This is a genomic window from Alteromonas sp. Cnat3-28 (assembly GCF_022348265.1).
Classification (GTDB): domain Bacteria; phylum Pseudomonadota; class Gammaproteobacteria; order Enterobacterales; family Alteromonadaceae; genus Alteromonas; species Alteromonas macleodii.
Genome location: NZ_JAKREY010000009.1, coordinates 88,557 through 113,266, shown reverse-complemented (window position 1 = coordinate 113,266; position 24,710 = coordinate 88,557). Strand labels below are relative to the sequence as shown.

The 24,710-nt window shown below is 44.3% G+C and carries 24 protein-coding genes; 8 read left to right on the top strand and 16 right to left on the bottom strand.

The features are described from left to right. Window positions 1–66 precede the first annotated feature (66 nt). The 3 genes from MHM87_RS11075 to MHM87_RS11065 all read right to left on the bottom strand — a co-directional run bounded on the left by MHM87_RS11075 (window position 67) and on the right by MHM87_RS11065 (window position 2,784). A complete protein-coding gene (locus MHM87_RS11075; protein ID WP_014948851.1) occupies window positions 67–507 on the bottom strand; it encodes a TerB family tellurite resistance protein in 441 nt (146 codons plus the stop codon). Window positions 508–758: 251 nt separating this feature from the next. Continuing rightward, window positions 759–2,435, bottom strand: a complete 1,677-nt coding sequence (locus MHM87_RS11070) for a fused response regulator/phosphatase (RefSeq protein WP_049585867.1) — start codon at window positions 2,433–2,435, stop codon at window positions 759–761. 43 nt (window positions 2,436–2,478) lie between these two features. After that, window positions 2,479–2,784, bottom strand: coding sequence for an STAS domain-containing protein (locus tag MHM87_RS11065; protein WP_014948848.1), 306 nt, complete (start codon window positions 2,782–2,784; stop codon window positions 2,479–2,481). A gap of 171 nt (window positions 2,785–2,955) precedes the next feature. Here MHM87_RS11065 and yciH point away from each other — a divergent pair, with 171 nt between their 5' ends. From yciH to pheA, 3 genes are all read left to right on the top strand, one after another. Further along, window positions 2,956–3,288 carry a stress response translation initiation inhibitor YciH gene (yciH, locus tag MHM87_RS11060; RefSeq protein ID WP_014948847.1) on the top strand — a complete coding sequence of 111 codons (333 nt, stop codon included), beginning with the start codon at window positions 2,956–2,958 and terminating at the stop codon, window positions 3,286–3,288. A gap of 63 nt (window positions 3,289–3,351) precedes the next feature. Further along, the gene (locus MHM87_RS11055) at window positions 3,352–4,152 is read left to right on the top strand and encodes a response regulator (RefSeq protein ID WP_014948846.1); all 801 of its coding nucleotides are present in this window, start codon (window positions 3,352–3,354) and stop codon (window positions 4,150–4,152) included. Between the two features lie 355 nt (window positions 4,153–4,507). Next, window positions 4,508–5,689, top strand: a complete 1,182-nt coding sequence (gene pheA, locus MHM87_RS11050; protein WP_039227282.1) for a prephenate dehydratase — start codon at window positions 4,508–4,510, stop codon at window positions 5,687–5,689. A gap of 42 nt (window positions 5,690–5,731) precedes the next feature. Here pheA and MHM87_RS19990 read toward each other — a convergent pair whose 3' ends face one another. The 7 genes from MHM87_RS19990 to MHM87_RS11015 all read right to left on the bottom strand — a co-directional run bounded on the left by MHM87_RS19990 (window position 5,732) and on the right by MHM87_RS11015 (window position 12,852). Next, on the bottom strand, window positions 5,732–7,492 hold the full coding sequence (locus MHM87_RS19990; RefSeq protein WP_239259072.1) for a GGDEF domain-containing protein: 1,761 nt from the start codon (window positions 7,490–7,492) through the stop codon (window positions 5,732–5,734). A gap of 17 nt (window positions 7,493–7,509) precedes the next feature. Beyond that, window positions 7,510–7,722: a hypothetical protein gene (locus MHM87_RS11040; RefSeq protein WP_239259070.1), complete on the bottom strand. Its 213-nt coding sequence runs from the start codon at window positions 7,720–7,722 to the stop codon at window positions 7,510–7,512. A 171-nt stretch (window positions 7,723–7,893) separates the two neighbouring features. Beyond that, window positions 7,894–8,397, bottom strand: coding sequence for a GNAT family N-acetyltransferase (locus MHM87_RS11035; RefSeq protein WP_239259068.1), 504 nt, complete (start codon window positions 8,395–8,397; stop codon window positions 7,894–7,896). Beyond that, window positions 8,397–9,167 (bottom strand): SAM-dependent methyltransferase, encoded by a 771-nt coding sequence (locus tag MHM87_RS11030; RefSeq protein WP_014948841.1) that lies wholly within the window; start codon window positions 9,165–9,167, stop codon window positions 8,397–8,399. The genes MHM87_RS11035 and MHM87_RS11030 overlap by 1 nt, the downstream gene beginning before the upstream one ends. Window positions 9,168–9,195: 28 nt before the next feature. Beyond that, entirely contained in the window at window positions 9,196–10,488 is a 1,293-nt protein-coding gene (locus MHM87_RS11025; RefSeq protein WP_239259066.1) for a pepsin-like aspartic protease, read from the bottom strand. Between the two features lie 45 nt (window positions 10,489–10,533). Next, window positions 10,534–11,688 (bottom strand): bifunctional chorismate mutase/prephenate dehydrogenase, encoded by a 1,155-nt coding sequence (tyrA, locus tag MHM87_RS11020; protein WP_239259064.1) that lies wholly within the window; start codon window positions 11,686–11,688, stop codon window positions 10,534–10,536. Window positions 11,689–11,763: 75 nt separating this feature from the next. Further along, window positions 11,764–12,852, bottom strand: coding sequence for a 3-deoxy-7-phosphoheptulonate synthase (locus MHM87_RS11015; RefSeq protein ID WP_061094609.1), 1,089 nt, complete (start codon window positions 12,850–12,852; stop codon window positions 11,764–11,766). 429 nt (window positions 12,853–13,281) lie between these two features. Here MHM87_RS11015 and MHM87_RS11010 point away from each other — a divergent pair, with 429 nt between their 5' ends. Further along, window positions 13,282–13,998: an enoyl-CoA hydratase/isomerase family protein gene (locus tag MHM87_RS11010; RefSeq protein WP_168532676.1), complete on the top strand. Its 717-nt coding sequence runs from the start codon at window positions 13,282–13,284 to the stop codon at window positions 13,996–13,998. A gap of 97 nt (window positions 13,999–14,095) precedes the next feature. Here MHM87_RS11010 and MHM87_RS11005 read toward each other — a convergent pair whose 3' ends face one another. From MHM87_RS11005 to rpsP, 5 genes are all read right to left on the bottom strand, one after another. After that, complete coding sequence (locus tag MHM87_RS11005; RefSeq protein WP_014948836.1) at window positions 14,096–14,725, bottom strand: trimeric intracellular cation channel family protein; 630 nt, start codon at window positions 14,723–14,725, stop codon at window positions 14,096–14,098. A gap of 129 nt (window positions 14,726–14,854) precedes the next feature. Continuing rightward, window positions 14,855–15,214, bottom strand: coding sequence for a 50S ribosomal protein L19 (gene rplS, locus MHM87_RS11000; protein WP_024015986.1), 360 nt, complete (start codon window positions 15,212–15,214; stop codon window positions 14,855–14,857). Window positions 15,215–15,232: 18 nt separating this feature from the next. Beyond that, window positions 15,233–15,994 carry a tRNA (guanosine(37)-N1)-methyltransferase TrmD gene (gene trmD, locus MHM87_RS10995; protein ID WP_080986369.1) on the bottom strand — a complete coding sequence of 254 codons (762 nt, stop codon included), beginning with the start codon at window positions 15,992–15,994 and terminating at the stop codon, window positions 15,233–15,235. Then, entirely contained in the window at window positions 15,995–16,516 is a 522-nt protein-coding gene (rimM, locus tag MHM87_RS10990; protein WP_049585864.1) for a ribosome maturation factor RimM, read from the bottom strand. A gap of 23 nt (window positions 16,517–16,539) precedes the next feature. Next, window positions 16,540–16,791, bottom strand: coding sequence for a 30S ribosomal protein S16 (gene rpsP / locus MHM87_RS10985; protein ID WP_014948832.1), 252 nt, complete (start codon window positions 16,789–16,791; stop codon window positions 16,540–16,542). A gap of 388 nt (window positions 16,792–17,179) precedes the next feature. Between rpsP and MHM87_RS10980 the strand changes: the two genes are divergently transcribed. After that, on the top strand, window positions 17,180–17,674 hold the full coding sequence (locus MHM87_RS10980) for a hypothetical protein (RefSeq protein ID WP_039227272.1): 495 nt from the start codon (window positions 17,180–17,182) through the stop codon (window positions 17,672–17,674). Between the two features lie 25 nt (window positions 17,675–17,699). Here MHM87_RS10980 and MHM87_RS10975 read toward each other — a convergent pair whose 3' ends face one another. Next, the gene (locus MHM87_RS10975; RefSeq protein ID WP_168532678.1) at window positions 17,700–18,374 is read right to left on the bottom strand and encodes a DsbA family protein; all 675 of its coding nucleotides are present in this window, start codon (window positions 18,372–18,374) and stop codon (window positions 17,700–17,702) included. Window positions 18,375–18,565: 191 nt separating this feature from the next. Here MHM87_RS10975 and MHM87_RS10970 point away from each other — a divergent pair, with 191 nt between their 5' ends. From MHM87_RS10970 to MHM87_RS10960, 3 genes are all read left to right on the top strand, one after another. Next, a complete protein-coding gene (locus MHM87_RS10970) occupies window positions 18,566–20,374 on the top strand; it encodes an ABC transporter transmembrane domain-containing protein (protein ID WP_131137018.1) in 1,809 nt (602 codons plus the stop codon). Between the two features lie 131 nt (window positions 20,375–20,505). Then, on the top strand, window positions 20,506–21,564 hold the full coding sequence (locus MHM87_RS10965) for an efflux RND transporter periplasmic adaptor subunit (RefSeq protein WP_014948828.1): 1,059 nt from the start codon (window positions 20,506–20,508) through the stop codon (window positions 21,562–21,564). Beyond that, window positions 21,557–24,673: an efflux RND transporter permease subunit gene (locus MHM87_RS10960; protein ID WP_049585860.1), complete on the top strand. Its 3,117-nt coding sequence runs from the start codon at window positions 21,557–21,559 to the stop codon at window positions 24,671–24,673. Before MHM87_RS10965 ends, MHM87_RS10960 begins: the two co-directional genes overlap by 8 nt. The last annotated feature ends 37 nt before the right edge of the window (window positions 24,674–24,710 follow it).

The following is a 24,710-nucleotide window of genomic DNA, read 5'->3' as shown; positions in this document are numbered from 1 at the left end:
AGGTCGCTAAATTTGAATCCATTTTTTTAGCTAATACAAAAAAGACTAACTGAGTGATGATGAACGCTATGTTCTTTCAACTACTTCAAGTTTAGTTTTAATGTATTGGCTATGGGGAACGTACAATAAATCAGCTATTTGACGAATAGTACTCTCTTCAAGAGGCGCTAAAGATTCATCCGCGTATGCAATAGCCCAGAGGCTCTTTATCACATCTCTTTTCTCATCAGCGCTGCAGTGTTTATTTAGTACTTGAGTAAAACGCACTAAGTCAATTGAATCGTCAGCCGTCTCTTGCCCTCTTTCAAGCAACAACGACATCGCTTCCTCATCTATGTTTACATGCTTTCTGAGCTGTTTCTCGTATTCACTTCTCTCGCTATCCGTTACTTCATTATCAGCGTTTACAATTTCACTAAGTAATGCAGCAGTCGCCAATTCAACGGTATACGTTGGCTCTGTGCGCTTATGCGTGTCTTCGAAAAGTTTAAGAAATGATTTCAGCATGGGGCCCTACTTCTTGTGTCACCGCAGAAACGCCCGCGGTTAATGAAATTTGAGTATCGATAAAACTTTTACTCGGTAAAAGCTAAATTCGATTAATTGCTGGATTAGATGGACAGATTTACAGCGATGACTAAGCAAGCAAGTCTATGTAAACTGTACTCAGCGACTAGAGCTGTAAAGTGAGAGTTTAAAAGCCCTCAGAGAAACATGAATATGAACATTTTGCTCGTAAAGATACTTTCTAAAGGCGCCTAAATTTTAGTATCAAGTAAGCAAATCACTTTACTCCCGCCATTTTCGAACCACACTCGTTCGCACAGCGCGTGAAGCAAAGGGAGCCCACGCCCAAAGCTTTCGTCATGAACGGAATGACGCCGGCCTACCGTACTTGCCTTATTCCACTCAAAGCCTTCACCACTATCTTCAACCGCTATCAGCACCTTACCTTTAAGGGGTAAAGACTCTATCCTAATATTAATTCGCCCGTGACTAAGCGCTTTTAGTGAAGCCTCGCGGTTTTCGTAATATTGATGGAACCCTGTACTATCAGCTTTGAGTTTTGAGTCGAGTTTCAAGATCCCATGCTCTAACGCATTATTAAACAGTTCCGACAACACAGTATAAATTATCGAACGCACCGCTTGAATGCCCTCACATTGCCCCGCAAGCTGTAGCACGCGTTGAAGAATGTCAGGCTGTTTCAAATGTTGTGCGTCAAGCGCAACTTCATGCACCGATGGCAATCCAAAATCCATCTTTGGTGATACGGGCGTTTTAATGGGTTGAGAGGTAAACACGACTAGCGTGACATCATCGTGAAATGAAGAGGCTGCGCAATGCTCTTTCGCCTTAAGAAAAAGTGAATTGGATTCTATTTTCCCATGCGTCTGCATTTGCTCTTTTACTATTCTTACCAAGCCTTCCTCAAGAAGCATTTCTCCCTCTTGATTAGTACTCTCAATTAGCCCGTCGCTACAAATTACAAGCTGTTCATTGCATCCTAATTGAATGGTATCGCAATCGGTGTTGAGTTCATGCTCGTCTAGGATCCCTAATGCCATGTGACGTGAGGGAATGCAGCGCAATGCTAAATCAGTTTTGGCAGGAACAATGACAGCCGGCATTCCACCCTGCCATAAGTTGATTCTATTGCCCCCCGCGTTAATTTCGCCCACCACTGCGGCCATAAACATGTCACTTGGTAGAAACTTAATTAAAATTCGATTTAATTCTGAAATAATCTCAGAAATAGATACCCCTTGCTGGCTGAGTTCTTGAAAGGCTCGGGTTACAGGCAACGCACCAATTGCTGACGCCAAACCATGACCTGTAAAATCTCCCACCACAAAATAAATACCACCACTAGGGCTTGATTCGCATAGAAAGAGATCGCCATTAAAGGTTTCAGCTGGCTTTAGGAAGCAGTCGAAATGGGCCATTACCTCGGGTCGATTGACAATAGCGTGGCTAAAAATATGTTCCACAATGGCGTGCTCTCTCGCCACTCTTTGATTGAATAAACGAAGTGCTTTATTTTGCTGTTCTATGTGTTCACTCAAAGCACGTATTTTTAAGTGGGCTCGAATTTTGGCAATTAGAATGTGTCGGTCGAAGGGCTTTGTGGCAAAGTCGTTCCCACCAACTTCCAGACACCTCACTAAGCTTTCTTTATCTTCTAAAGCGGTGATAAAAAGAATAGGTAGATACGGCCCTTTCGCAAGCTTGCGTATTTTGGGTGCAACGTCAAAACCACTGAGCCCAGGCATCACAACATCCAACAAAACCAAGTCGGGTTTTTCGTGCGTAAATTTTTTGATAGCTTCAACACCATCCACCGCTTCGATACACTCTTTATAACCTGCGTTATAAAGCATGTTAGTAAGCAATGTACGGTTGATAGCCTCGTCGTCAACAATGAGGATCTTCACGTATGTCTCTTCGATAAAATGTTAATTTAGCGACTTGCTTTTCTTACTTAATGTCGAACTTTTTATCGAATCGAGATATTTTCAGGATTTTAGCAACCTGAGGACGGGCATTTTCGATACTGTAGGTTAATTCTCTTTCAGCGAGTGTCTTTTGCATGTTTAACAACATACCTAAGGCAGAGCTATCCATGTATTCAGTACGCGATAAATCTACGGTGATGTGAGAGACATCGGCGCCCAGTTCGCCATAGGCGTTTCTGAAGTCTTCTACCTTACTAAAGTCAAACTTAGTGCCTACATCTACCACTAGTACTTTCCCTTGATTTTGATAGCTCGACGTTATTTCCATATTCGCTCCTTAAAAATGTAAGCAGAAATGCTTCATCACATGCTTTTAACTTTGCTATTCTTATACTAGTTGAACTTTTACACATCGCCATGAAAGTCATCTTAAACTTTCGTATGGTAATGCTTTTTTTATCGCCATTTAGATGGAAAGACGCAATTTATTGAGGTATGTATGCAAGACTGGCAAGACGCCCTTTTGGTCTATAGTACTGAAAGTGGCAAAATAAAGCCTGAGCCAAAAGAGCAAGCGCGTTCGGTGTCTTCTGACGGCGTTGTTCGTATTCACAGGGAAACTAAAGGTCGCAAAGGAAAGGGGGTGTCTCTGATTAAGGGATTAGACCTCGCGTCTGATGAGCTGAAAAAACTAGGCTCTGAGCTAAAGAAAAAATGTGGTTGCGGCGGCGCAGTGAAAGACGGTGTCATTGAAGTACAAACTGATGACAGGGAAAAGCTCCGCACACTACTTACCGATAAAGGGTATAAAGTTAAGCTTGCTGGGGGCTAATATAACGCTAGCCAGCTAGCGAGCTCTCACTTTTTCATAAACATATAACAAAAAGAGTCTGAAATGGAAAAGCTGTCAATTTCTGATCTACACATTATTTTAGTTGAGCCTTCTGACACACAAAGAAAGATCATCACCACTTTGTTGTTAAAAGAACACGTAAAGGAAATTGACCCCGTCAGTACCCTTTCCGAAGCTCGTTCAGCGGTAAAAGCGCACGGTGCTGACCTAATCGTAAGCGCGATGTACTACGAAGATGGAACCGCACTAGAACTACTTAAATTCATTAAAGAAGACGACGCATTTAAAACAATCCCCTTCATGTTGGTTTCCAGTGAAAATCGTTTAAGCAAACTAGAAGAATTTAAGCAGGCAGGTGTTGCGGCAATTCTTCCTAAACCATTTGAACCCCTTCATTTGTCTCGTGCGTTAAACGCAAGCTTAGATTTAATCAATCACGATGAACTAGAATTAGAACTATTTGACGTACACGATGTTCGCGTACTTCTTGTTGATGACAGTAAATTAGCGCGTAATCATATTCGACGCGTATTAGAAGGCATGGGGCTTCAACGCATAAAAGAAGCTGAGAATGGCGCAATGGCGCTAACTTATATAAAAGATGAACCTTTTGACCTCGTGGTTACCGACTACAATATGCCCGAAATGGATGGCAGGGAACTATCGGAATTTATCCGCTTTAATCCAGAAACCACACATATACCGATTATCATGGTAACGTCAGAGTCGGCTGACAGTGCACATATGGCTAATATTCAGCAAACAGGTGTGAACGCGCTATGCGATAAGCCTTTTGAGCCCAACGAAGTAAGACAAATGCTTTCAGCACTATTAGGTAACTAAGCGCAAAAATATTAAACGGCGTTCTCAAATTACCCACCGGCAGGTGTATATTTACGGCACCTGCCAACGCTTCATGCCCTAACCGTTTGGCTTTTTATAAAGCCAACAGCGCATTTTAATTACTTTTTCAAGTCCTCCACATTAAAAACAACTATTCAATTTGTAAAAATCGGTTGACACACATAGGCGTTCAACATACATTCAAACCTATGAAACAGAATACTATGCACGTAGCACTTTTCTTTTTTGCGTTTATATCCTTTAACTAGGGAGGCGCGGCTACATGCATGAAAACCTCCCAACTGGGAGGTTTTTTTTTAGCAGAATTTTCTTATACGATACGCACGGGAATGATATGTCAGACAATGCATTAGATACTGTTAGAGAGCGGATTACCGCTTTAGACAGTGAATTACTTACTTTACTCTCAGAACGCAGAAAGTTAACCAACGAAGTGGCTGAGACGAAAATAAAGCATCACATTCCTGTGAGAGATCAAAAGCGAGAAGAACAGCTATTGGTGCGCCTAATAAAAGAAGGCCAAAACATCGGCTTAGACCCTCATTATGTGACACAAATTTTCCACGTTATTATTGAAGACTCTGTTTTAAACCAGCAGGCTATGCTTGCTGAACGCGCTAACCCTGGCAGTACATTGCCCTTAAACCGAGTGGCATTCTTGGGCGACAAGGGCTCTTACTCTTATCTAGCAACGCAAAAGTACTTCTCTCGTCGCCCCGGCGAATTGCTGGAAATTGGCTGTCAGAGCTTTGCTGAAATTATTCACAAAGTTGAAAGTACAGAAGCCGATTACGCGGTATTGCCTATTGAGAACACGACGTCTGGCAGTATCAATGAAGTGTATGACCAACTACAGCATACCCAACTTAGTATTATTGGTGAACTCACCCACCCTATCCGCCATACATTGTTAGTGGGAACCAACACCAGTATCGATAAAATAAAAACGCTTTACGCTCACCCTCAAGTGTTCACTCAGTGTAGCCATTTCTTAGCAGAACTAGGGAACGTAGAAGTGAAAACCATGGACAGCACCTCGTCTGCCATGTTGACAGTTAGTGAGCTTAAACGCGATGACGTAGCCGCAATAGGCAGCGAAGCGGGTGGTAACTTGTACGGCCTAATGGCAATAAAGAGTAACTTAGCAAACCAAAAAGAAAACCATAGCCGTTTTATCGTTGTTGCGCGCAACCCAGTAGTGGTTCCACTTCAAGTTCCTGCTAAAACAACACTTGTTATGTCTACCATCCAAAAGCCAGGTGCACTTGTAGAGGCCTTGTTGGTGCTACGAGAGAACAGCATCAATATGACGAAGCTTGAATCGCGTCCTATTCCAGGTAATCCATGGGAAGAGATGTTCTACATTGATGTAGAAGGCAATGTAGAAGATGGCCCTGTACAAAATGCCCTTGATGCATTGCGTGGTATTACCCGCTACATCAAAGTATTGGGCTGCTATCCAAGCGAAGAAATTAGCCCGACCAAAGTGGCCGCGGCGAGTGCGCTGGCTGATTAAGCCAGCACACGCCCCATTGTTTACTTTCTTTCGTTGTAATGTTTAGGCAGGCTGAAAGGCTTGCCCAACATTACCAACGTCACTTTCACCATTAACCTGGAAGACAGAAACTCTGTTGCGGCCATGCTTTTTACTGCCATACAAAGCTTCATCGGCATTGGCATACAGCGCCTCGAATTGATACTTTGATGACGCAGTGCTGGAGATACCAAAGCTTGCTGAAATATCGAAGATAAAACCGCTTTCAGCTGTATCAATTTGACGGATACTATTGCGCATACATTCCGCTATTTCTTTTGCTTTTTTCTCATTACACCCTGGTAATAGTAGGCCGAACTCCTCACCACCTAAGCGCCCGAAAACATCTTCTTTTCTGCAGTGTTTCCTCACCGCGTTAACTACTGCCTTTAATACCCAATCGCCTGTTGGATGACCGTAGCTATCGTTAACTGACTTAAAGTGATCAAGGTCAAAAATTACAAAAGATAATACGTCCTGCTGCTCTGACATTCGATCAAGCGCTTTCGATGCCAACTCAGTAAAATAGTGACGGTTCGCCACTTTTGTTAACGAGTCAGTTTGCGCCTTTTCCCTAAGTGCTGCATGTAACTTACGATTTATTATTGCCCACATAAGGACAAGTATCGTGGTGGAAGCAAGCAATGTTATCAACAGCCTGTGATTTTGCTTTTCTTCTCGGGAAAGGGCTGCTTGTGCTTTCAGTAGGCTATTCTCTTTGTCCAGTAGCTGAATTTCGATATTCTTCTCGAGGTTATCGAACTTAGCCTGTTGAATCGCCATTTGCTTAACGTTGTACTCATCAAGGTACGCTTTATCAGCCTCAGCGTATTGAATAAATGCATCTAATGCTTGTGCATTATCCCCTTTCTCTATTGCCGACTGGTACAGTATATAATATGCCGTTTTTCTGGGTTTTGAATATCCCATGCCTTTTGCAAGCTCCGCGCCTTTAAGCGCACTCTCCTGTGCGTTATGAAAGAGCTTATTGGCAAAATAGGCTTGTGCTAGCGCTGTATAGTACTCTGACGTTAATCGTGGATAGTTAGTACTTTCAACATCTGCTTGGATAGCAAGTAAGGCGTCTAACGCCCCTGCGATACTGTCTGGCGATGCTAACATCAGTTGAGCAAGCCATAATTTTGCTAGATTCAGAGCGATTGGCTCTTTACTCGCATTACATACCTCAATGGTTGTATTTAGCGTTTCTCGGTCAAGTCGTCCTAAATTGTGCAGCGACTCACTACGCAGATTGTGAGCCAGACACGCATTGCGGGAAGAAAGCTCTTGTCCAATTACGCGAGCACTGTACTGCAAACTCTGCTCAAACTCCTCCAACTGATTATAAAAAAGCGCAATCGTCAAAATTGAAAGGTGCTTATCTTTATCTTTCGCTAACGAAAGTAGAGGAACAATATCAGGAATTTGCTGAAGTGCTTTGGGAAAATCCCGAACTAACGCGTAGTTGTTGAGAATTGAATTTTTGGCTCGTAGTTGTAACGATTTATCTGAAGCACTTTGAAAAACACTTTCATAAAGTGGAACTGCCTCTATGAGTTTTCCTGAATACGATAAACTATAAGCATTGAGATAGTTAAAGTATTGGACTTGGGCCGGTGAGAAGGAGGCTGATTTATTACTGAGAGCCGATAATGACGTACGAAACGCCTCCACGTCTTGACTGCGAAGTGCATCAGCGCGCACTAACTGCTGATCAATTTCGTCAGCAGAAAGCGGAAATATGAAAAAGGGGCAAAGTAACGCCCCTATTAAAAACCTAACCACAATTTAAACTATCAAGGTTAGTGAAGTGACACTTGGTTATTTTCTTCACTCTCTTGTGTATCACCAGGCGCGTCTTGCTCTTCATCTTCTGGCATCAAAAGACACCACATTTTTTCTTTCTCTTGAGAAAGTTCGTCTGCGTGGTCAGCTTTAAATTGTGCAATTACATCAGTGTCACGTTGCTTAGATGCATCTTGTGCAATAGCGAGAAGTTCTTTTAGCGCTTTCATTAGTTTGTTCTACTTTATAGTTATTAATGTTTAATAGGTTAGCAACTATTTGATGAGTTGTTAATCAAATATATAGCATTTTAGACATATTATACCAGTTACTATTTGCAACAATTACCTTTGAAAACAGAAATACTTACTGGTTTATTAGGTATGAAGTTACCAAATATTTTAGCGATTAAAGGTATATGTGACCAAGTTGGTTTTACTTGGCTGAAAACAGTTGTCATCTGACTGTTTGAAGTTCAATTGGGTGACTAAACGCTTTGTAGCGAGGTGACGCTTTTCAAATTGGGCAACAATTTGGTGAAGATTGAGATTTTCCAAGCCAAATTCGACTAGCGCGCCCATCGCTTCTCGTGCCGCGCCTTTTCCGTTCATTGAAGGCGCTAATATAATTCCAATCTCTGCAGTGTCTTGTAAAACGCTTTTACAAAGCATCTGAATTCCACAAAATGCTTGCGTTTGATTACACGTTATCGACCAGACCTTCTGTGCTGGCCAAGGCCTTTTGTTTGCTTCAATGAAAGTACTAGCGACTACTTCACTCTCCTTCTCAGAAAGGGGCTCACCTATTAATCGCATAACTTTTCTATTTTGGTACAAGCTTGCTGCTTCCTCTTTCCACTGCTGGCAAAGTAAAGCGCTGGTAAAACGAGGCGTAGCGAACTGCACTAGTTAGTACCTTTGGAATAATCGACATCATCTATCACTGGTTTACTAACTGGTGGTATGACAAGTGTAGAGTGCTGGTTAATTTCGTGATTATGCAGTTCACCAATAGCAATAGTCGTAGCTCTGAACTCATCGATGGGCAAGGTTGCAGCTTCATATAAAATAGCGCTGTCATTCGCTTGGTAAATAGATAACAGTTTATCAGTAAGCTTTTTTCGTTGAAGAGAGCTGGAGGTAAAAACGGCACTTGAGAAATCTCCTGCAACCCCAACCTGCCATAAAACTAAATACGCAGCCGTATCTACTTCTCGTTTATATAGTAGAAACTGGTTTGCCTCGTAGTGTTGGCAACCTAGAGCACCTGGGTCTATGCCCAAATCGGCGTATAGGCACGATTCAGCTGAGATCCCCGGCAACATGTAAGCATCAAACCCTCGACTTTTAGCGATTGCGATAGCGTCATGAGGCACCTTTGCAAAAACCCCAGGGTGCCCATAAAAAGCGCCAACTACTTTTTCGCCTTTCTCCACACGCTCTAGCATTGCGCTAGTCATTTGAGCATAGGTATCGTGGCGATCTTTGCCTTCACCATAGAAAGTTTGTAGGTTTACTGTGTTTTTGTTCAAAGAGGTGATCCATGCCTCCATGTAGTGCTCAGCTACACATACGAAAACGACGTCGGCTTGCTCAATATGACTTTGACAAATAGGCGATAAATGCGCTCCAACCATCATCCCGGTTCCTACACATACTAGGCTGCCTTGTTGCATGTAACTGTTCCTTTCTTATTATTAGGTTTTAGCTGTTTTTATCAAAAACATGTTTAAGCGCGTCAACCGTATCACTCAATGTCACTTTTCGTGCAAACGATACAACACCATTAGTGCCCTGTCCTCTGTCAAAAATTGTATAGTATTGAGAGATCAGCGGAAGACCGAGGATGCTTTGATTCGGCCAGTGTTTTAATGAGAATATTTTAAAGGAAGCTTGGTTAAATGTGGGGGCGTGCTCCTGCCAGTAGGCTTCAGGCGGTAGCGAAAGTAAAATATCTTCACCCTCATCGCCTTCAAGAACAAACGTTAGTTCAGGCCATTGTGCCAAATCTAGCTTTTCCAAGTCTATTCCTTGCTCCTCTAAAGAGAAAGCAGCGAAGGGCTCAAGCAATGTTTTCGCGTTATCAACACGGCAAAAAATCTGCTCGATCACTTCGTTATACAAAGATTCTGGCAAACCAATCACCGTTGCTCCTGAATCTACTATCGCATTTGAACACCAGCGTGCTTCGTCCGATTTATCCAAAGCCGGCGCTTTAATGCCTTCGTTTTCTCCACATTTTACGGCTTTTAACGTGACGTTATAATACTTATCGTGGAGTACCTTCACAGACATAATAGGAGGAGCATATAAGTCTCGATGAAAAATAGGCTCACCTATTACAAAAAGGCCATGATTTTTTCTATGTGCAAGCGCAGCGCGAACACAATTTCCATCTACGTTATAGACGCTTGAGCGATGTAGCCAAAAAGCGAATTTATCGGCGTTAATTTGACGCTGCTCTAACTCAGAAAAGTAGCTAGGGAGTGTGGTCGCAACGTAATCAGCTGTCTTTAGGTTAATAATTGCTGACTCGTTAGGCTCGGCCAACGCTTTTTCAAAAATCGCTTGCTCGCTCATTTCACACGTAATTTTGTCAGTGCAACGATAGGCGTGATTTAGCGGTTGATAAGCTAACCCTATAATTCCGTCAGCTTTTTTAAAACAAGATTCTTTTGTCTCTTGCGATTCTTTCGCTATTGCTACATAAGTTTGCGGCAACGAAATGCTGTGACCGAAAATGCCCAGGCGCACCGTGGTCTTAACAACAGGGCCATGCCAACTTCCTGCAGCATATTTAATTGATTGAGAGTAGTAGGTGAACCTCACATCACCATCACGTTCAACATGATAATGAATGTCGCCTAGCACTAAGGTTGAGCTTCCCGTATCTAAAATAAGATGAACGGTCTGCTGATGCGCGCCTATATGTGCTCTCACACAATAGCCGCCATCAGCGAAAGTATTGGTTATTGGCAAACGAAGAGAGCGAGTCACGTTGACTACCTTAAATTAGCTATCGCTATAAACAGTCGGTCAAAACTACTTGTCTCTTAAAAGCTGACCATCATCCGCTTTTAACAACATCTGTTTGCTGTCTACTAAACACTTCTTCGCATAATCTCCGAACCACGCGCCGACCTTCATGAACTGTTCTACAAAGCCTTTTTTGTCGCCATTCTCAAGTAATGACAATGCAATCCCAAAACGTTCGTAAAAGCGACGTAGAAGTGCAAAGTTATCAGGGTTATTGAAAATAATATCGGCATAAAGTTGTGGTGACTGAGCGAATAACCTGCCTACCATTGCGAGTTCTAAACGATAAATAGGTGAGCTAAACATGGTGAGTGATTCCAGATTAGGATCTTCACCTTTTAAGTGTTGCCCGTACACAAACGTGTTGAAGTGACGCATTACCTGAATATAAGCCATGGCTAGGTCATGTTCTTGTGCGCTGGAGTCGTGAATGGTAGCACCCCAAATTCGCATTTGCTCAATGAGCCAACTGTATTTCTCACTGCCACGTCCGTCGCACACTACCACTACCTGTTTAATCATGCCAGGCGCGTCAGGACCAAACATGGGGTGCAGTCCAACAACCGGACCATTGTGTGCGGCAAGCATCGCCTCAAGTGGCTTAGCTTTAATACTGGTTATATCTGCAAGCACGCAATCCTCTGGCAGCATAGTAAGCTTGCTAATCACGGCTTCGGTTAGATTAATAGGCACTGCAACAACAACCAGTGAAGCACAGCTTAATAACGAGGTTGCTCTACCACTTTCCCAGTCGTCTTTTTCAACAACTGAAACGTTGTAATTACTTCGTTCGAACAAGCTCACAAACACACGGCCAAGTGCCCCTGCTCCACCAATTACAACAACGTTGTCGACATCAGGTTTCACACAGCGATATTTGTTGTTTTGCGTATGATAAGACTCTCGCATTACTCGACGTAATAAGTCTTCGGTGAGATCGGGCGACACCCCAAGTGCTTCTGCCTGAGCACGGCGGGAGGCGATCAACGCTTTTTCACGCTCTGGTACATAAACGGGCATACCAGCTTCAGCCTTAATTTGACCGACCTGGGTTGTAATTTGATTGCGTTTTGCGAGTAATTCGACAAGCTGGGTATCCAGCTCGTCGATACCTTCACGCAGCGTATCTAACTTTTTTAAGTGCTGCGATAAATCGGCCATTATGTCTTATCCTTGAATCAAATGGCACGGGGCTTAGTGGCAAATTTTTCTTGCCACTTTAGGCGTTGCTTGGATTTATGCCACCGTGCGCTTATTTTGGCGTAAGGGTAACACAGTTATCAACTTATCTCTGGTTTGAGATATTAAGTTCTCTGTGGTTTCCCAATCAATACATCCGTCAGTAATTGAAACACCATACTCAAGTTCTTCTGGCTTTTTACCTTCAGCTTTTTGATTACCGGGTTTCAAGTGACTTTCCAACATAACGCCAATGATAGACTGATTGCCTTCTAGAATTTGATTGACCACGTTCTGAGCAACCAATGGCTGGCGGCGATAATCTTTCGATGAGTTTGCATGGCTGCAATCTACTACTAAGCCCGCTGTTAAACCAGCATCCTGCAACTCAATCTCGCACTCTGATACGCAAACCGAGTCGTAGTTAGGCTGCTTTCCACCGCGCAAAATAATGTGGCCATCTGGATTACCGCTGGTCCCGATAATACTTACCTGGCCTTGCTTATTGATTCCCATAAAGCGGTGACCCGATGCCGCCGATTTAAGGGCGTTTATGGCAATATCTAGGCTTCCATCTGTACCATTTTTGAATCCTACAGGCATAGACAGGCCGCTGGCCATTTCACGGTGGGTTTGCGATTCAGAGGTACGCGCACCGATAGCAGCCCAGCTAAATAGCTCAGCAAGATATTGTGGACTAATTGGATCCAGTGCTTCTGTTGCAACAGGCAGCTCTAATTCTGCAAGCCAAATTAACAACTCTCTTGCCTTACGAAGACCGGTTTCAATATCAAATGTACCGTCGATATGCGGGTCGTTAATTAAACCTTTCCAACCTGTTGTGGTACGCGGCTTTTCGAAGTACACACGCATAACGATAAATAGTGTGTCTTTGCATGATTCATGAAGCTCTTTAAGCTTAAGTGCGTACTCTTTCGCGGCTTCAACGTCGTGTATAGAACATGGTCCACACACGACAAGCAATCTATGGTCGCGACGATGAATGATATCTGAAACAATCTTTCTAGACTCAGAGATAGCCGCTAACGCTTTGTCTGACACAGGCAATCTAGCACTAAGCGCTTCAGGGGTTATAAGTACATCTTCGGTACTTACGTGAACATTATTTACGGTGTCCTTGATCATGGGAGCTCTCTTACTCTCTTAACTACAAATAAAAAACGGAAAATTAAACGCCAAAAGAGTGTGCAATCTGCATGTAAACTTTATTGTACAACCAGCTTTTTCTATATTTCTTTAACGTCATTGACTTTTTAGCAACTCAAGCGTAATAGCGCAAGTAATAACGAATAATACTTTAATCTAGGGTAGATTCGAAGCGAATGAGCATGACTGAATGGCAATAGCGCATAGGGATAGCACAATTTTTAATCGACAGTGAGGCTTGTTCCGAATTTCCTCATTAGTCAAACGCTTTATAGTGACATCCCGCCCTTACGTTTTCAAATGCTCCACGAATTTAATGGCGTAATTGACCAACATAAATAAGCTAAATTTCTCATTTATTGTCAGGATTTTGTATCATTGCGACAACGGAATAATAATGAGAACACAATGCAAAATTTAGCCCTAACCTACACTGGCGACGTCGCCATTCTAACCATGCAAAATGGAGAGAACCGCCACAATCCTCTCTTCGCAAAGGAGATGCTTTCAGCGTTAAATACCATCAAAAGTAATGAAAACTGCAAAGCGCTAGTGATCACATCGAACGACGAGAAATGCTTTAGTTTAGGCATAGATACAGATTGGTTGATGCCGGCAATGAAAACTGGCCGTACTGAAGAAATAAAGCAATTCATGCACGATATGGACGAGGTATTTAAAACCCTTCTTCTCTTCCCTCTTCCCGTTATTGCTGCAATCAACGGACACGCCTTCGGAAACGGAGCAATTTTGGCGTGCGCTTGTGACTTCAGATTTATGCGCGCAGACAAAGGCTTCTTCTGTTTCCCTGAAGTAGATTTATCAATCCCCTTTCTGCCCGGTATGATTGAGTTTGTTAAAAAAGCGATGCCGTATTACAGATTTAATGAAATGAAGCTTTCCGGAAGGCGTGTATCTGGTAAAGAATTAGAGCAAGATCACGTGGTAGAAAAGGCGTACGATACACAAGAAAGCTTGATGGAAGGTGCGCTGAATTACGCTAAGACCTTTGATAAAAAGCGTGGCATTTTTGGCGAACACAAAAAGCGTCTACATAAACATATCATCCACACTATCGATAACGAGAATAAACCGTTAATAGAATCGCTTTCACTCATGGCATAACAATAATAGGTGCTATGGTGGAGCGTCACTTAAGACGCTTCACCGATATTTGCTAATAAGTCTTTTCATGGGCATATCGATGTTGGGCTCTACACTGTTAGTTAGGCCTTGGTGTTCTCTTCCTAAAAAGATCGACTTTAACCCCCCAGTGCAACGATGCAATTCTCATTAAAACTGTTACAGAGATAGAACCTAAAATGCACCAAATGTAAGGGATGTCTAGGGCAAACAAGGCGGCGTAAGTGAGACCACCGGCAAAACATGCACTCGCGTAAACATCTCCACGCATAACGTAAGGTACTTCTCTGCAAACCACATCGCGCATCAAGCCCCCGAAGATACCGGTTGTCATACCCATCGTTAGGGCGACAATCATTCCGGTTCCACTAATAAGTGCTTTCTCGATGCCTATGACATTAAAAATAGCAAGCCCTATGGTGTCGATAAGTATAAAGTAAAAATTGGAAGGAGAAGGCATATAGCGAATGAATAAGACTGTCGCGAATATAGCTGAATAGGTTGCTAGTAGATACTCTGAGGTTTCTACCCAGAAAATAGGTTTTCCTAATAGGAGGTCTCTTAAAGTACCTCCGCCAAGGGCTGTCATCACGCCGACAACGACGATGCCAAACCCATTGATACTTTTGTCATGCCCCAGTAATGCGCCCGATACAGCAAAAAATGCGACGCCAACAACGCCTAACACGATAAAGTATTCTGTACTCATCCATCTCTCTATTAAGAAACCTTAATGTTTGTATTAAAAAACAGGTTGAATGGATCGAATTTCAGGCACAAAAAAGCCCGCTTAAAGCGGGCTTTTTCGAAGTTAACAATAACGCAAGGATTAGTAATCTTAGTTAAGCTTCTCTTTGATACGTGCAGATTTACCTGAACGCTCACGTAGATAGTAAAGCTTAGCACGACGAACCGCACCGCGACGTTTCACTTCAATTGAAGAAACTGCCGGGCTGTGTGTTTGGAACACACGCTCAACGCCTTCGCCGCTAGAAATTTTACGCACGGTAAAAGACGAGTGCAGACCACGGTTACGTTTAGCGATAACAACACCTTCATAAGCCTGAAGACGCTCTTTGTCACCTTCGGTAACGCGAACTTTAACAACTACTGTGTCACCTGGACCAAACGCAGGAACATCAGTCTTTAGCTGTGCTTCTTCGATTTTTTTGATGATATCTTGACTGACTTTGCTCATCATATCCTCTCGTCCTAGTTAACTGTCATCTTGCTGCAGTTGCGCTTGGAATAATTCAAGCAAACGCTGCTGCTCCTCAGTCAGAGCTAGGTGATTTAACAATTCAGGGCGACGCTGCCAGGTTCTACCTAATGATTGCATCAATCGCCACTGCCTAATTTTTTCATGGTTCCCACTTAACAACACATCAGGTACCTTTTGACCATCGAGTATTTCGGGCCGCGTATAGTGCGGACAATCCAAAAGACCGTCAGTGAAAGAATCTTCAACTGCTGAGGCTTTATGCCCCAACACGCCAGGAACTAATCGAGCAACCGCGTCCATAAGGACCATTGCTGGCAGTTCACCGCCGCTTAGCACGTAATCACCAATAGAGACTTCTTCATCTACATGGCTTTCGATTACTCGCTCGTCGATGCCTTCATATCGGCCGCAAATTAAAATTGTGCGGTCAATGTTAGCAAGGCGCTGTACGCCTGCTTGGTCAAGGGGTTTCCCTTGTGGTGATAAGTAGATCACCTTACTTTTTTCGCCACCAACTTTCTTGGCAGCTTGTATTGCGTCGGTTAGCGGTTTTACCATCATCAGCATACCGGGTCCGCCTCCGTAGGGGCGATCGTCTACTGTACGATGGCGATCATGTGTAAAGTCACGGGGGTTGAAGGTGTCAACCGATAACGTTCCAGACTTAACTGCTCGACCTATAACACCCTGTTGGGTAAAAGGGGCAAACATATCTGGAAACAGGCTAACAACGCCGAACCACTTTTCCGGTGTCACTTAAAACCCCGGGTCCCAGTCAACTTTAATGATCTTCGCTTCCTTATCCACCTCTTGTACGACTTCGTCGAACACAAAAGGTAATAGTCTTTCTTTTTGACCAAAAGCATCGCCTACATTCGCTTTAACGTGAATCACGTCGTTAGCACCTGTATTAAACACTTCTTTCACCACACCCAAGTCGTAACCTTGCGTTGTTACTACTTTCATGCCGGTGAGCTCACGCCAATAAACCCCTTCGTCGCCTAAATCAGGCAGCTGTGAAGCATTTATGTTGATATCCAAGTTTTTGATGCGCTCAGCATCATCTCGACTATCAACGCCCACAATTTTTGCAACGAGGCTTTTACCGTGCGGTCGCCACTGGTCAATTTGGTATTCCTTTTCATCGCCAAGAAACCATGGCGCGTAATCAAAAATACCTTCTGGCGTTTCTGTATAGCTGTTGATTTTGACCCAACCTTTAACACCGTACGGTGCGCCAATTTTGCCAACAATCACTTTGTCAGACGCTAGACTCATCTATACCACCAGTTAATAACAGCTTACGCTGCAGATTTTTTCGCTTCTTTTACCAAGCTAGAAACGCGATCTGATAAGCTCGCGCCTACACCAACCCAGTATTCAACACGCTCTAGATCTACGCGAAGACGCTCCGCTTGACCTTGTGCAGTTGGGTTGAAGAAACCGATGTTTTCAATGAAACGACCGTTTCTTGCACGACGGCTATCAGCCACCACTAGTTGATAAAATGGACGCTTTTTCGCGCCACCACGCTGTAAACGAATAGTAACCATAAATGCCTCAAACTCGTTGTAGCGTTACCGTTAACTTAAGCCTTCAACCAACGTCTAAAAATTAGACACCAATTAGAAGGCCGCCGAATTATACGGATATCACCACTCAATGCAAGTAAAAACCTGATTTATCCTTTGTTTAGTTCAATATCGCTCCCGTAAGTAGGTGATGGCCTAAGAACGCAAATACACATGCATGATCTTTCGTAAGTTTCTTTAAAATAACATCTGGTGGTGTATTGTTAACGTAGCACTAGAATTTAGTGTGGATAAAAAACTTAAGCCATATGCAGTTTAAAGGATGGCAGTTAACTGGATTTTAGTTTTTCTCTGGCGCATTTGTTAATCAAAGGCTTCAGTAAATGGATCACGAAGAAGGATTATTCGAATGAAATTATCATCACTCATACTCGCTACATCAATTGCTCCACTTTTCGCGTGTTCATCCGCTACAGATATGGTCACACAACAAGCAGAAGTCCAACCCAATGAAGCTCGTATAGACTTTTTCGCTAACCGCGGAGAAGCCTTTGACAATAAGCGAGAGTACGTAAAGTTGATGTGTTTTAACCAACGCCCTAACGGTGCGTTAGTTCTTCGGGATGTTGAGCCGGGAGAGCATGTTCTATTTGTTCAAGCCAGTGTCGTAAACACTGACCTGCCTGATGGTACCACTCGCGAGGCGATAGTTAGGCTAGATGTAAACTTAGAAGGCGGCAAGCGTTACTCGCTCAACCAATCTCGTGACCATCACGATATGAAAGTATGGCTCCAAGAAACGGATTCTGGCGTCCCTGTTTCTGAAATCGTTACAACCCGTGTTGAATACCCAAAATCGGTGGGAGATTTACGCCTTGAACAATGCAAGGAAGGCACAGTTTAAAAGTACTCGCTTCTTTCAATAACGATTATAGATGACGCAGGGTTACACTTGCGTCGTTATAGTCGTAGGGAACGTTTTGCCACTGTGGCTTTTTAAGCGCTTGTGATTTTGTCTCTTCTGCCTCGGCAAATTTGTTTGATTTGAGTATTAAGCTGGGAAAGCCTTGGGCGCCTATACTACGCGCCATATGCATTTCTTCGTTTAATTTCTCAATTGTACTTTCACTGTTAAGTGCTATTTCAAAGCGCTCGACATCAAGCCCTATTTCTTCAGCAAATGCTATCAAGGTATCAAAATCCGACGGGTTTTTCGCATTCAGGTAATACCCTTCTTGAATTGCCTTGATCATTGCCTTCTCTAATGCTTTTGCTTCATCGCTATCTCTAGCCTGCGCTTTTGCTGCAAGAACTGCTCGACACGAAGGGTAGGTCGAACGACGAGGCTGACACTTTGTCCAAAAATCATAGTTGAATTGTGTTCCAGGCACACGATCTTGAATAGTTTGCCAATAGCCTGCAATAGTAAGTTTCATTTGTTCCGGCATAGGTAAATCACTATCCGGTGCGAGCCCGCCAAGCAAGTAGACAACCTCAATGTCGTTGGGTAACTCACGCTGTATTTGCTCCCAAGTAGGAACGAATGCCCAACACCAACTGCACATTGGATCATGAACATAATACAAAGTACGTGCTTCACTCATCGTTATTTTCCCGTTTTAACTATTTTGCTTTGCTTCTGCGACGTTAACTTTCATCCCAGCGTAAATACTGCCGCTGTAATCGCATTGCCTACGTCCAATGTACATGCTTTGCCGTATAATCCAAATAATGAATTTTAATAAGCGTAGCGAAATCAACGCTATGAATTAGTTATGCGCATGAAGAGGTAATTTTGACAACACCACTCGCTAGTGTATCAACCAAACAAGTCTTACAGTGGATTGGCTCACATTTACTTCGCTACAAAGCGCGCGTTGTAGGTGCAGTTATAGCACTTTTCACGGCCGCAGTTGCATGGCTTTTACTTGGGCAAGGCATTAAGTACGCTATCGACAGCGGCTTCATAGAAAACGCAGCGGATACGTTAAACAAAGCCACAGTATTAGTGCTAGCCATTACTATCGTGGCCTGTTTAGCAACATATGCGCGCTTTTACTTAATGACTTGGCTTGGCGAGCGGGTTAGTGCTGATATCAGAAACCAGGTATATGCGCACTTGCTGTCTCTTCCGCCTTCATTTTTTGCGGAACTTAGAACTGGCGAGGTCATTTCTCGATTTACTAGCGACACTACAATTATCCAGACTGTAGTGGGAATGAGTTTGTCGATGACCCTTCGCTCGGTCGTGACTTTCGTTGGTGCACTGGCACTTATGACGTTTTCTAGTCCCCTTCTTACCTTCTGTGTAATTGTTGCAGTACCCGCTGTGCTGGTTCCTATCAAAGTACTGGCGCCTCAAGTGCGCCGTTATGCCAAAGAAAGCCAAGACAAAGTGGCAGACTTGGGTGCACGCATTGATGAAAGTCTCCATGAAATTATGACCGTACAGGCCTATACCGCTGAAAATGCCGAACGACTGCATTTCTCTAAGAAGGTAGAGCTTGCCATGGACGTAGCTAAAAAGCGTATTCACTATCGCTCACTACTTATTGGCTGCATCATGTGTATCAGTATGACGGCCATCATCTTTATTGCTTGGGTGGGGGCAAGACAAGTATTAGACGGCACTATGACCGTAGGTGAACTCTCCGCTTTCCTTTTCTATGCCGTAATGGCTGGCGGCAGTGTGGCCACAATCAGCGAAGTCATTGGTGAAGTACAGCGAGGAGTTGGTGCAAGTGAGCGTTTGTACGAGCTATTTACCACTGAGCCTTCTATTCGATCTTTGAATGGTGACACAGCTGAAGCCTCTGCTTCTTCAACGTACTCAGCATTAAAAGGAGCAAGCGCTAAACCGATAATCTCCAAAGCGGCACCAAAAATAGAATTGGAAAATGTCAGCTTTGCTTACCCCAACAGCAAACCTTTGTTTGATAATTTAAACATTAACATTCAAGCAGGAGAACGTCTTGCTCTGGTAGGAGCAAGTGGCGCAGGCAAAACAACACTATTTCAATTATTAATGCGCTTCTACGACCCAAGTGCCGGACAAATACTGTTCAATGGTGCGCCAATCAACAAAATGCCTGTAGACGTTCTGCGCCAACATATTGCGATAGTTACCCAAGAGCCCGTGGTCTTTGCTGATACCGTGTTGGAAAACATTCGCTACGGCAGCCCACATGCAAGTGACGACGCCGTGATAAATGCAGCGAAGCAGGCATTTGCCCACGAATTTATAGATAACCTAGATGAGCGCTACAACACACAGTTAGGCGAACGAGGCGTAAAACTTTCTGGCGGTCAAAAACAACGTATTGCTATTGCTCGCGCTATTTTGGCCGACCGCCCAATTTTACTCCTCGATGAAGCGACGAGTGCGCTTGATGCGATGAGTGAGCGTATGGTTCAACAAGCGATAGATAGATTAATGGTAGGCAAAACCAGCATTGTGATTGCTCACCGACTTGCGACAGTGCAGCACGCCGATCGCATATTAGTTATGGATAAAGGTCAGGTCGTAGGAAGCGGCGACCATGCATCGTTAATGAAAAGCGATACCCTGTACAGGGAATACGCCGAACTGCAATTGCTTAGCTGAACCGCCTGTGGTGCTATACGGTACAAACAACGAGGTCGACCAATCGACTACAAAACATACGTTTTGGTAATACAAAAATAAAGGGCCAGCAGCTTTTTCTGCACAGGTTCCAATAACGCTACGGGTTTAAAATGAAAAATTCATTCTATGGTGCAATGAAGACATGGACAGGTCTTTGCGCTCTTTTTTTAATGATGGTGCCAACTGCAAATGCGCAGTTTATGGGAGACAGGCAAGCAAAGCTTGTAGTAACCAAGCCCATTGAATTTATGAACGAAACGCGAAAAGTGGAAGCAGTAGGTAGTGCTGAAGCCGTTCGTTCAATTGTGTTGTATCCTGCCGTCGCTGATGAAGTAACAGAAATTAACTTTGTCCCTGGGCAAACAGTAGAAAAAGGAAAGGTGCTTGTTCGTCTTGATGATAGACGTCAGCAAACGGCATTAAAACGCGCCAAACTCACTTTGGAAGACGCACAGCGCACCGTAGAACGATTAGCATCAAGCTATAAGCAAGGCGCTGTGCCGGTCAGTGAATTGGACTTAGCACGCACTCAACGTGACCTTGCAGAAGTTGCATTGGAAGAAGCTCAAGCCGATTTACAAGACAGACACATCGTTGCGCCTTTTGACGGTGTTGTGGGCATAACTGACGTTGAAGTAGGCGATCGCATTAACGAGCAGACTGTGATCACTACACTGGATAACAGAAGCAAACTCTTTATTAACTTCAGAGCGCCTGAAGCAGCATTGCCCGTTTTACTGAATGCGCCAAACGTAACGCTTGAGCCATGGAGTGACAGAGAGAAACTAGTAAGAGCCGAAATAGCTCAGGTTGATTCTCGTATCAATGAGGCAGATAGAACGCTTCGCGCTAGAGCATTACTCGACAACTCTTCTGATCAATTTCGCCCTGGCATGAGCTTTCGGGTTAATTTAAGCATTGAAGGCGATCGCTTTGCTGCCATTCCAGAAGCCGCACTTTTGTGGGGAGCTACTGGCGCTTACATATGGCTTGCCGAAGACGGTAAGGCTAAACGTGTTGACGTGAGTGTTCATCAGCGTCTTAGAGGAACTATCCTTGTTTCGGGCGACATTGAAGAAGGTGACACACTAATTTCTGAAGGTGTACAACGCTTACGTACCGGACAAGAGATTACTACCGAACTGGCCGGAGGGCCTCAAGGTGAGTGATCCAAACCTATCTTCGTCAGTTAGCGACTTACCATCGCTATCTATTCGACGCCCGGTTCTTATTGTTGTACTAAATCTACTTATTGCTATCGCTGGGTTTGCTGCATTGAGCGGTCTTGAAGTGCGCGAACTGCCCGATGTAGATACACCTCAGGTAACCGTTACAGCAGAATTTCCCGGCGCATCTCCTGAAACAGTAGATGCCGAAGTAACTGGTCGCCTTGAAGGTGCGGTTGCACGTGTGAGTGGCGTCAAAGACATCTATGCGCAAAGTGAAGAAAACTCGGCCCGTGTTCGGGTTGAGTTTCGCCCCGGCGTTAACTTGGAAGACGCGGCTAACGAAGTACGTGAGTCGGTCAGTCGAATTCAGCGACAGCTTCCGGAAGATGTCGAACAAGTATCGATCATTCGGGCCGACAGCGACGCTCAGGCGGTTGTAAGCCTTGCTATTTCAAGTGATACCTTGGACATGGAGACGCTCACCGAACGCGTTGACACCGATGTCGCGCCATTGTTTTTAAGCATTCCTGGCGTTGCCGACGTTATGTTAGATGGAGAAAGAGAGCGTGTGCTGCGCGTTTCTGTGGATCCTCTACGATTAACCAGTTTTGGCCTATCGATGAGTGACATTGCTAATGCACTATCGCTTGCGCCTTTTGATGTACCCGCTGGCAGTATTCAATCTGCCGAACAAGCGTTAATCGTGCGAGCTGATGCAACTTCGGTATCGGCAGAAGATGTGGGTAACATTGTTGTAAGCGGTGACATTCGCATTAATGATGTTGCCAGTGTGTACTTCGGCCCTGCCGACACCACCAGCGTAGTTCGTTTGGATGGAACGCCAGTCATAGGCGTTGGCGTAATACGTCAAGCAAGCTCTAATACTATTGAGATTTCAGATGAAGTGCTGGCCATGGTCGCAGACCTCGACAAGCGTTTTACTGATATGCATATCGTAGTAACGTCCGATGATGCAGAGTTTATCCGCGACTCGGTTAAAGAAGTGGTCGTCTCACTCAGCTTGACCGTGGCGTTAGTCGTGGTCACACTCTTAGTGTTTATTGGTTCATGGCGTGCCACCATCGTCCCTGCCCTGTCGATACCCGTTTCGCTAGCGGGTGCACTGGCTATTATTTGGGGCATGGGCTTTTCCATTAATATTCTTACCCTCCTCGCTCTTGTATTGGCCACGGGTATGATAGTAGACGACGCTATTGTGGTTTCTGAAAATATACAGCGTCGTAGAAGTATGGGTCTAGGTGCCCGTGCGGCTGCCGTGGTGGGCACACGAGAAGTATTCTTCGCAGTGGTAGCAACAACCGCTGTACTCGCCTCAGTATTTATTCCCATCGCATTCCTTCCTTCTACTGCAGGGCTTTTATTCAGGGAGTTTGGAGGCGTATTAGCTGGCGCTGTTATAATCTCATCTTTCGTCGCCCTTTCCTTGGTTCCTGCACTTACCGCCCGACTGAAGGTGAAAGAAGCGAAAGAAAGCGGTTTGTTTAGCAAGACCTTTGGCCGTTTTGGCAACGCTTGTTTGCGCCTGTATCAGGCGTCATTATTAAAAGCGCTCAAATATGGCTGGGTAGTTGGTGTGTTAAGCTTAGCAGCAGGCGGTGGCGCTTATATTTTATCGCAAAATATCGATAATGAATTACTGCCAAGCGAAGACAGAGGCACAATTCGTATTTTTGCACGAGGTCCAGACGGTGCTGGCCTAAACTTTATGGACAGACAAGCTGAAAAGATGGAAGAACTGCTGCTTCCCTATGTGGATAACGGCACCATAGATTCCATTTACACGGTAGTCGGTTCGTGGGATCCCAACATCGTCTTTATCACAGCGCCTTTGAAGCATTGGGATGACCGAGACAAATCTCTGCAAGAAGTAGTAAATGAAATACGCCCTAAGCTTCAGCAAATTCCTGGTGCGCCAGGCAGTGCCTTTGGCGGCAATAGTTTGAACCTTCGCGGTCAAAGCGGCGGGCTTGAAATAGCTTTAACTGGCGACACTTATGAAAACATTTTCGAAGCTTCACAAGCGTTCTCTCGTCAGATTGAAGATGCACTACCTGAACTAGGTAGACCGAGAATAAGCTACGACCCTACCCAACCTCAGATGAGAGTAAATATTGACAGACGCCGTGCTGAAGAACTGGGCGTGCCGCTTACCGATATAGCAAGTACCCTGCGCGCCGCAGTGAACGGCGATGATATCGCAGATTTGAATGTGGGCGACCAATCTATCCCTATCATGCTGCAAACTAATAATCGCAGTACATTAGATCCATCTGAGCTTACTAGCTTATATGTGAAAAGTACCGACGGAAACTTGGTGCCTCTTTCTAGCGTAGCTTTCATCAGTGAAGAAGGTGTTGCCGCTGAATTAGAGCGTCAGGCACAGCGCCGCGCAATTAAGCTGGAAATGGAATTGCCCGAAGACGTAGCGCTTAGTAATGTAGTAGAGAATATTCGCAATCTAGCAGCAGAATCATTACCGAACGGTATCGGACTTGTGTTTCTTGGCGAAGCACAAACTTACGAAGAAACGTCTAAGCAAGTAGCGCTTACCTATGTGTTGGCTTTTGTTATTGTACTGCTTGTATTGGCTGCACAATTTGAAAGTGTGAACAGTGCGGTTGTGGTTATGCTTACCGTTCCTTTTGGTATTGCAGCCGCGGTCTATGCCCTGTTTTTAACCGGCACCAGCATTAATATTTACTCGCAAATTGGCTTGGTAATGTTGATAGGTCTTCTCGCCAAAAACGCGATTCTTTTGATTGAATTTGCCGACCAGCTTCGCGATAAGGGTTATGATATTTACGATGCTATTGTTGAGGCTGGTAGAGTGCGTTTACGCCCTATTATGATGACGCTGGTTTCAACTATCCTAGGTGGCCTGCCGCTCATTCTGTCCACAGGCGCTGGCGCAGAAGCTCGTAATGCTATTGGCTGGGTCGTATTTGGTGGATTGGGTATTGCCGTAGTATTTACCCTTTACCTGACACCGGTTTTGTATCTTGCACTTGCCCGGTTTACCAAGCCACGTGCAGACGAAAGCGCTAAGCTTGAGAAGGAAATGGAAGAAGCCAACGCACAGCATTCCTAGGATTTTCCCGTTTAAGTAGGCGCTATGCCTATTTAAG

Excerpts from the sequence above, each read along its gene's own strand:
- rplS (WP_024015986.1), bottom strand. The coding sequence starts at position 15,214 with ATGAGCAAAGTCAGTCAAGATATCATCAAAAAAATCGAAGAAGCACAG.
- tyrA (WP_239259064.1), bottom strand. The coding sequence starts at position 11,688 with ATGGCCGATTTATCGCAGCACTTAAAAAAGTTAGATACGCTGCGTGAA.
- MHM87_RS10975 (WP_168532678.1), bottom strand. The coding sequence starts at position 18,374 with ATGAGTGAAGCACGTACTTTGTATTATGTTCATGATCCAATGTGCAGT.
- MHM87_RS10965 (WP_014948828.1), top strand. The coding sequence starts at position 20,506 with ATGAAAAATTCATTCTATGGTGCAATGAAGACATGGACAGGTCTTTGC.
- MHM87_RS11065 (WP_014948848.1), bottom strand. The coding sequence starts at position 2,784 with ATGGAAATAACGTCGAGCTATCAAAATCAAGGGAAAGTACTAGTGGTA.
- rpsP (WP_014948832.1), bottom strand. The coding sequence starts at position 16,791 with ATGGTTACTATTCGTTTACAGCGTGGTGGCGCGAAAAAGCGTCCATTT.
- MHM87_RS11040 (WP_239259070.1), bottom strand. The coding sequence starts at position 7,722 with ATGAAAGCGCTAAAAGAACTTCTCGCTATTGCACAAGATGCATCTAAG.
- MHM87_RS11005 (WP_014948836.1), bottom strand. The coding sequence starts at position 14,725 with ATGAGTACAGAATACTTTATCGTGTTAGGCGTTGTTGGCGTCGCATTT.
- MHM87_RS11010 (WP_168532676.1), top strand. The coding sequence starts at position 13,282 with ATGCAAAATTTAGCCCTAACCTACACTGGCGACGTCGCCATTCTAACC.
- MHM87_RS11030 (WP_014948841.1), bottom strand. The coding sequence starts at position 9,167 with ATGCAACAAGGCAGCCTAGTATGTGTAGGAACCGGGATGATGGTTGGA.
- MHM87_RS11075 (WP_014948851.1), bottom strand. The coding sequence starts at position 507 with ATGCTGAAATCATTTCTTAAACTTTTCGAAGACACGCATAAGCGCACA.
- MHM87_RS10980 (WP_039227272.1), top strand. The coding sequence starts at position 17,180 with ATGAAATTATCATCACTCATACTCGCTACATCAATTGCTCCACTTTTC.
- rimM (WP_049585864.1), bottom strand. The coding sequence starts at position 16,516 with ATGAGTCTAGCGTCTGACAAAGTGATTGTTGGCAAAATTGGCGCACCG.
- pheA (WP_039227282.1), top strand. The coding sequence starts at position 4,508 with ATGTCAGACAATGCATTAGATACTGTTAGAGAGCGGATTACCGCTTTA.
- MHM87_RS11015 (WP_061094609.1), bottom strand. The coding sequence starts at position 12,852 with ATGATCAAGGACACCGTAAATAATGTTCACGTAAGTACCGAAGATGTA.
- MHM87_RS11055 (WP_014948846.1), top strand. The coding sequence starts at position 3,352 with ATGGAAAAGCTGTCAATTTCTGATCTACACATTATTTTAGTTGAGCCT.
- yciH (WP_014948847.1), top strand. The coding sequence starts at position 2,956 with ATGCAAGACTGGCAAGACGCCCTTTTGGTCTATAGTACTGAAAGTGGC.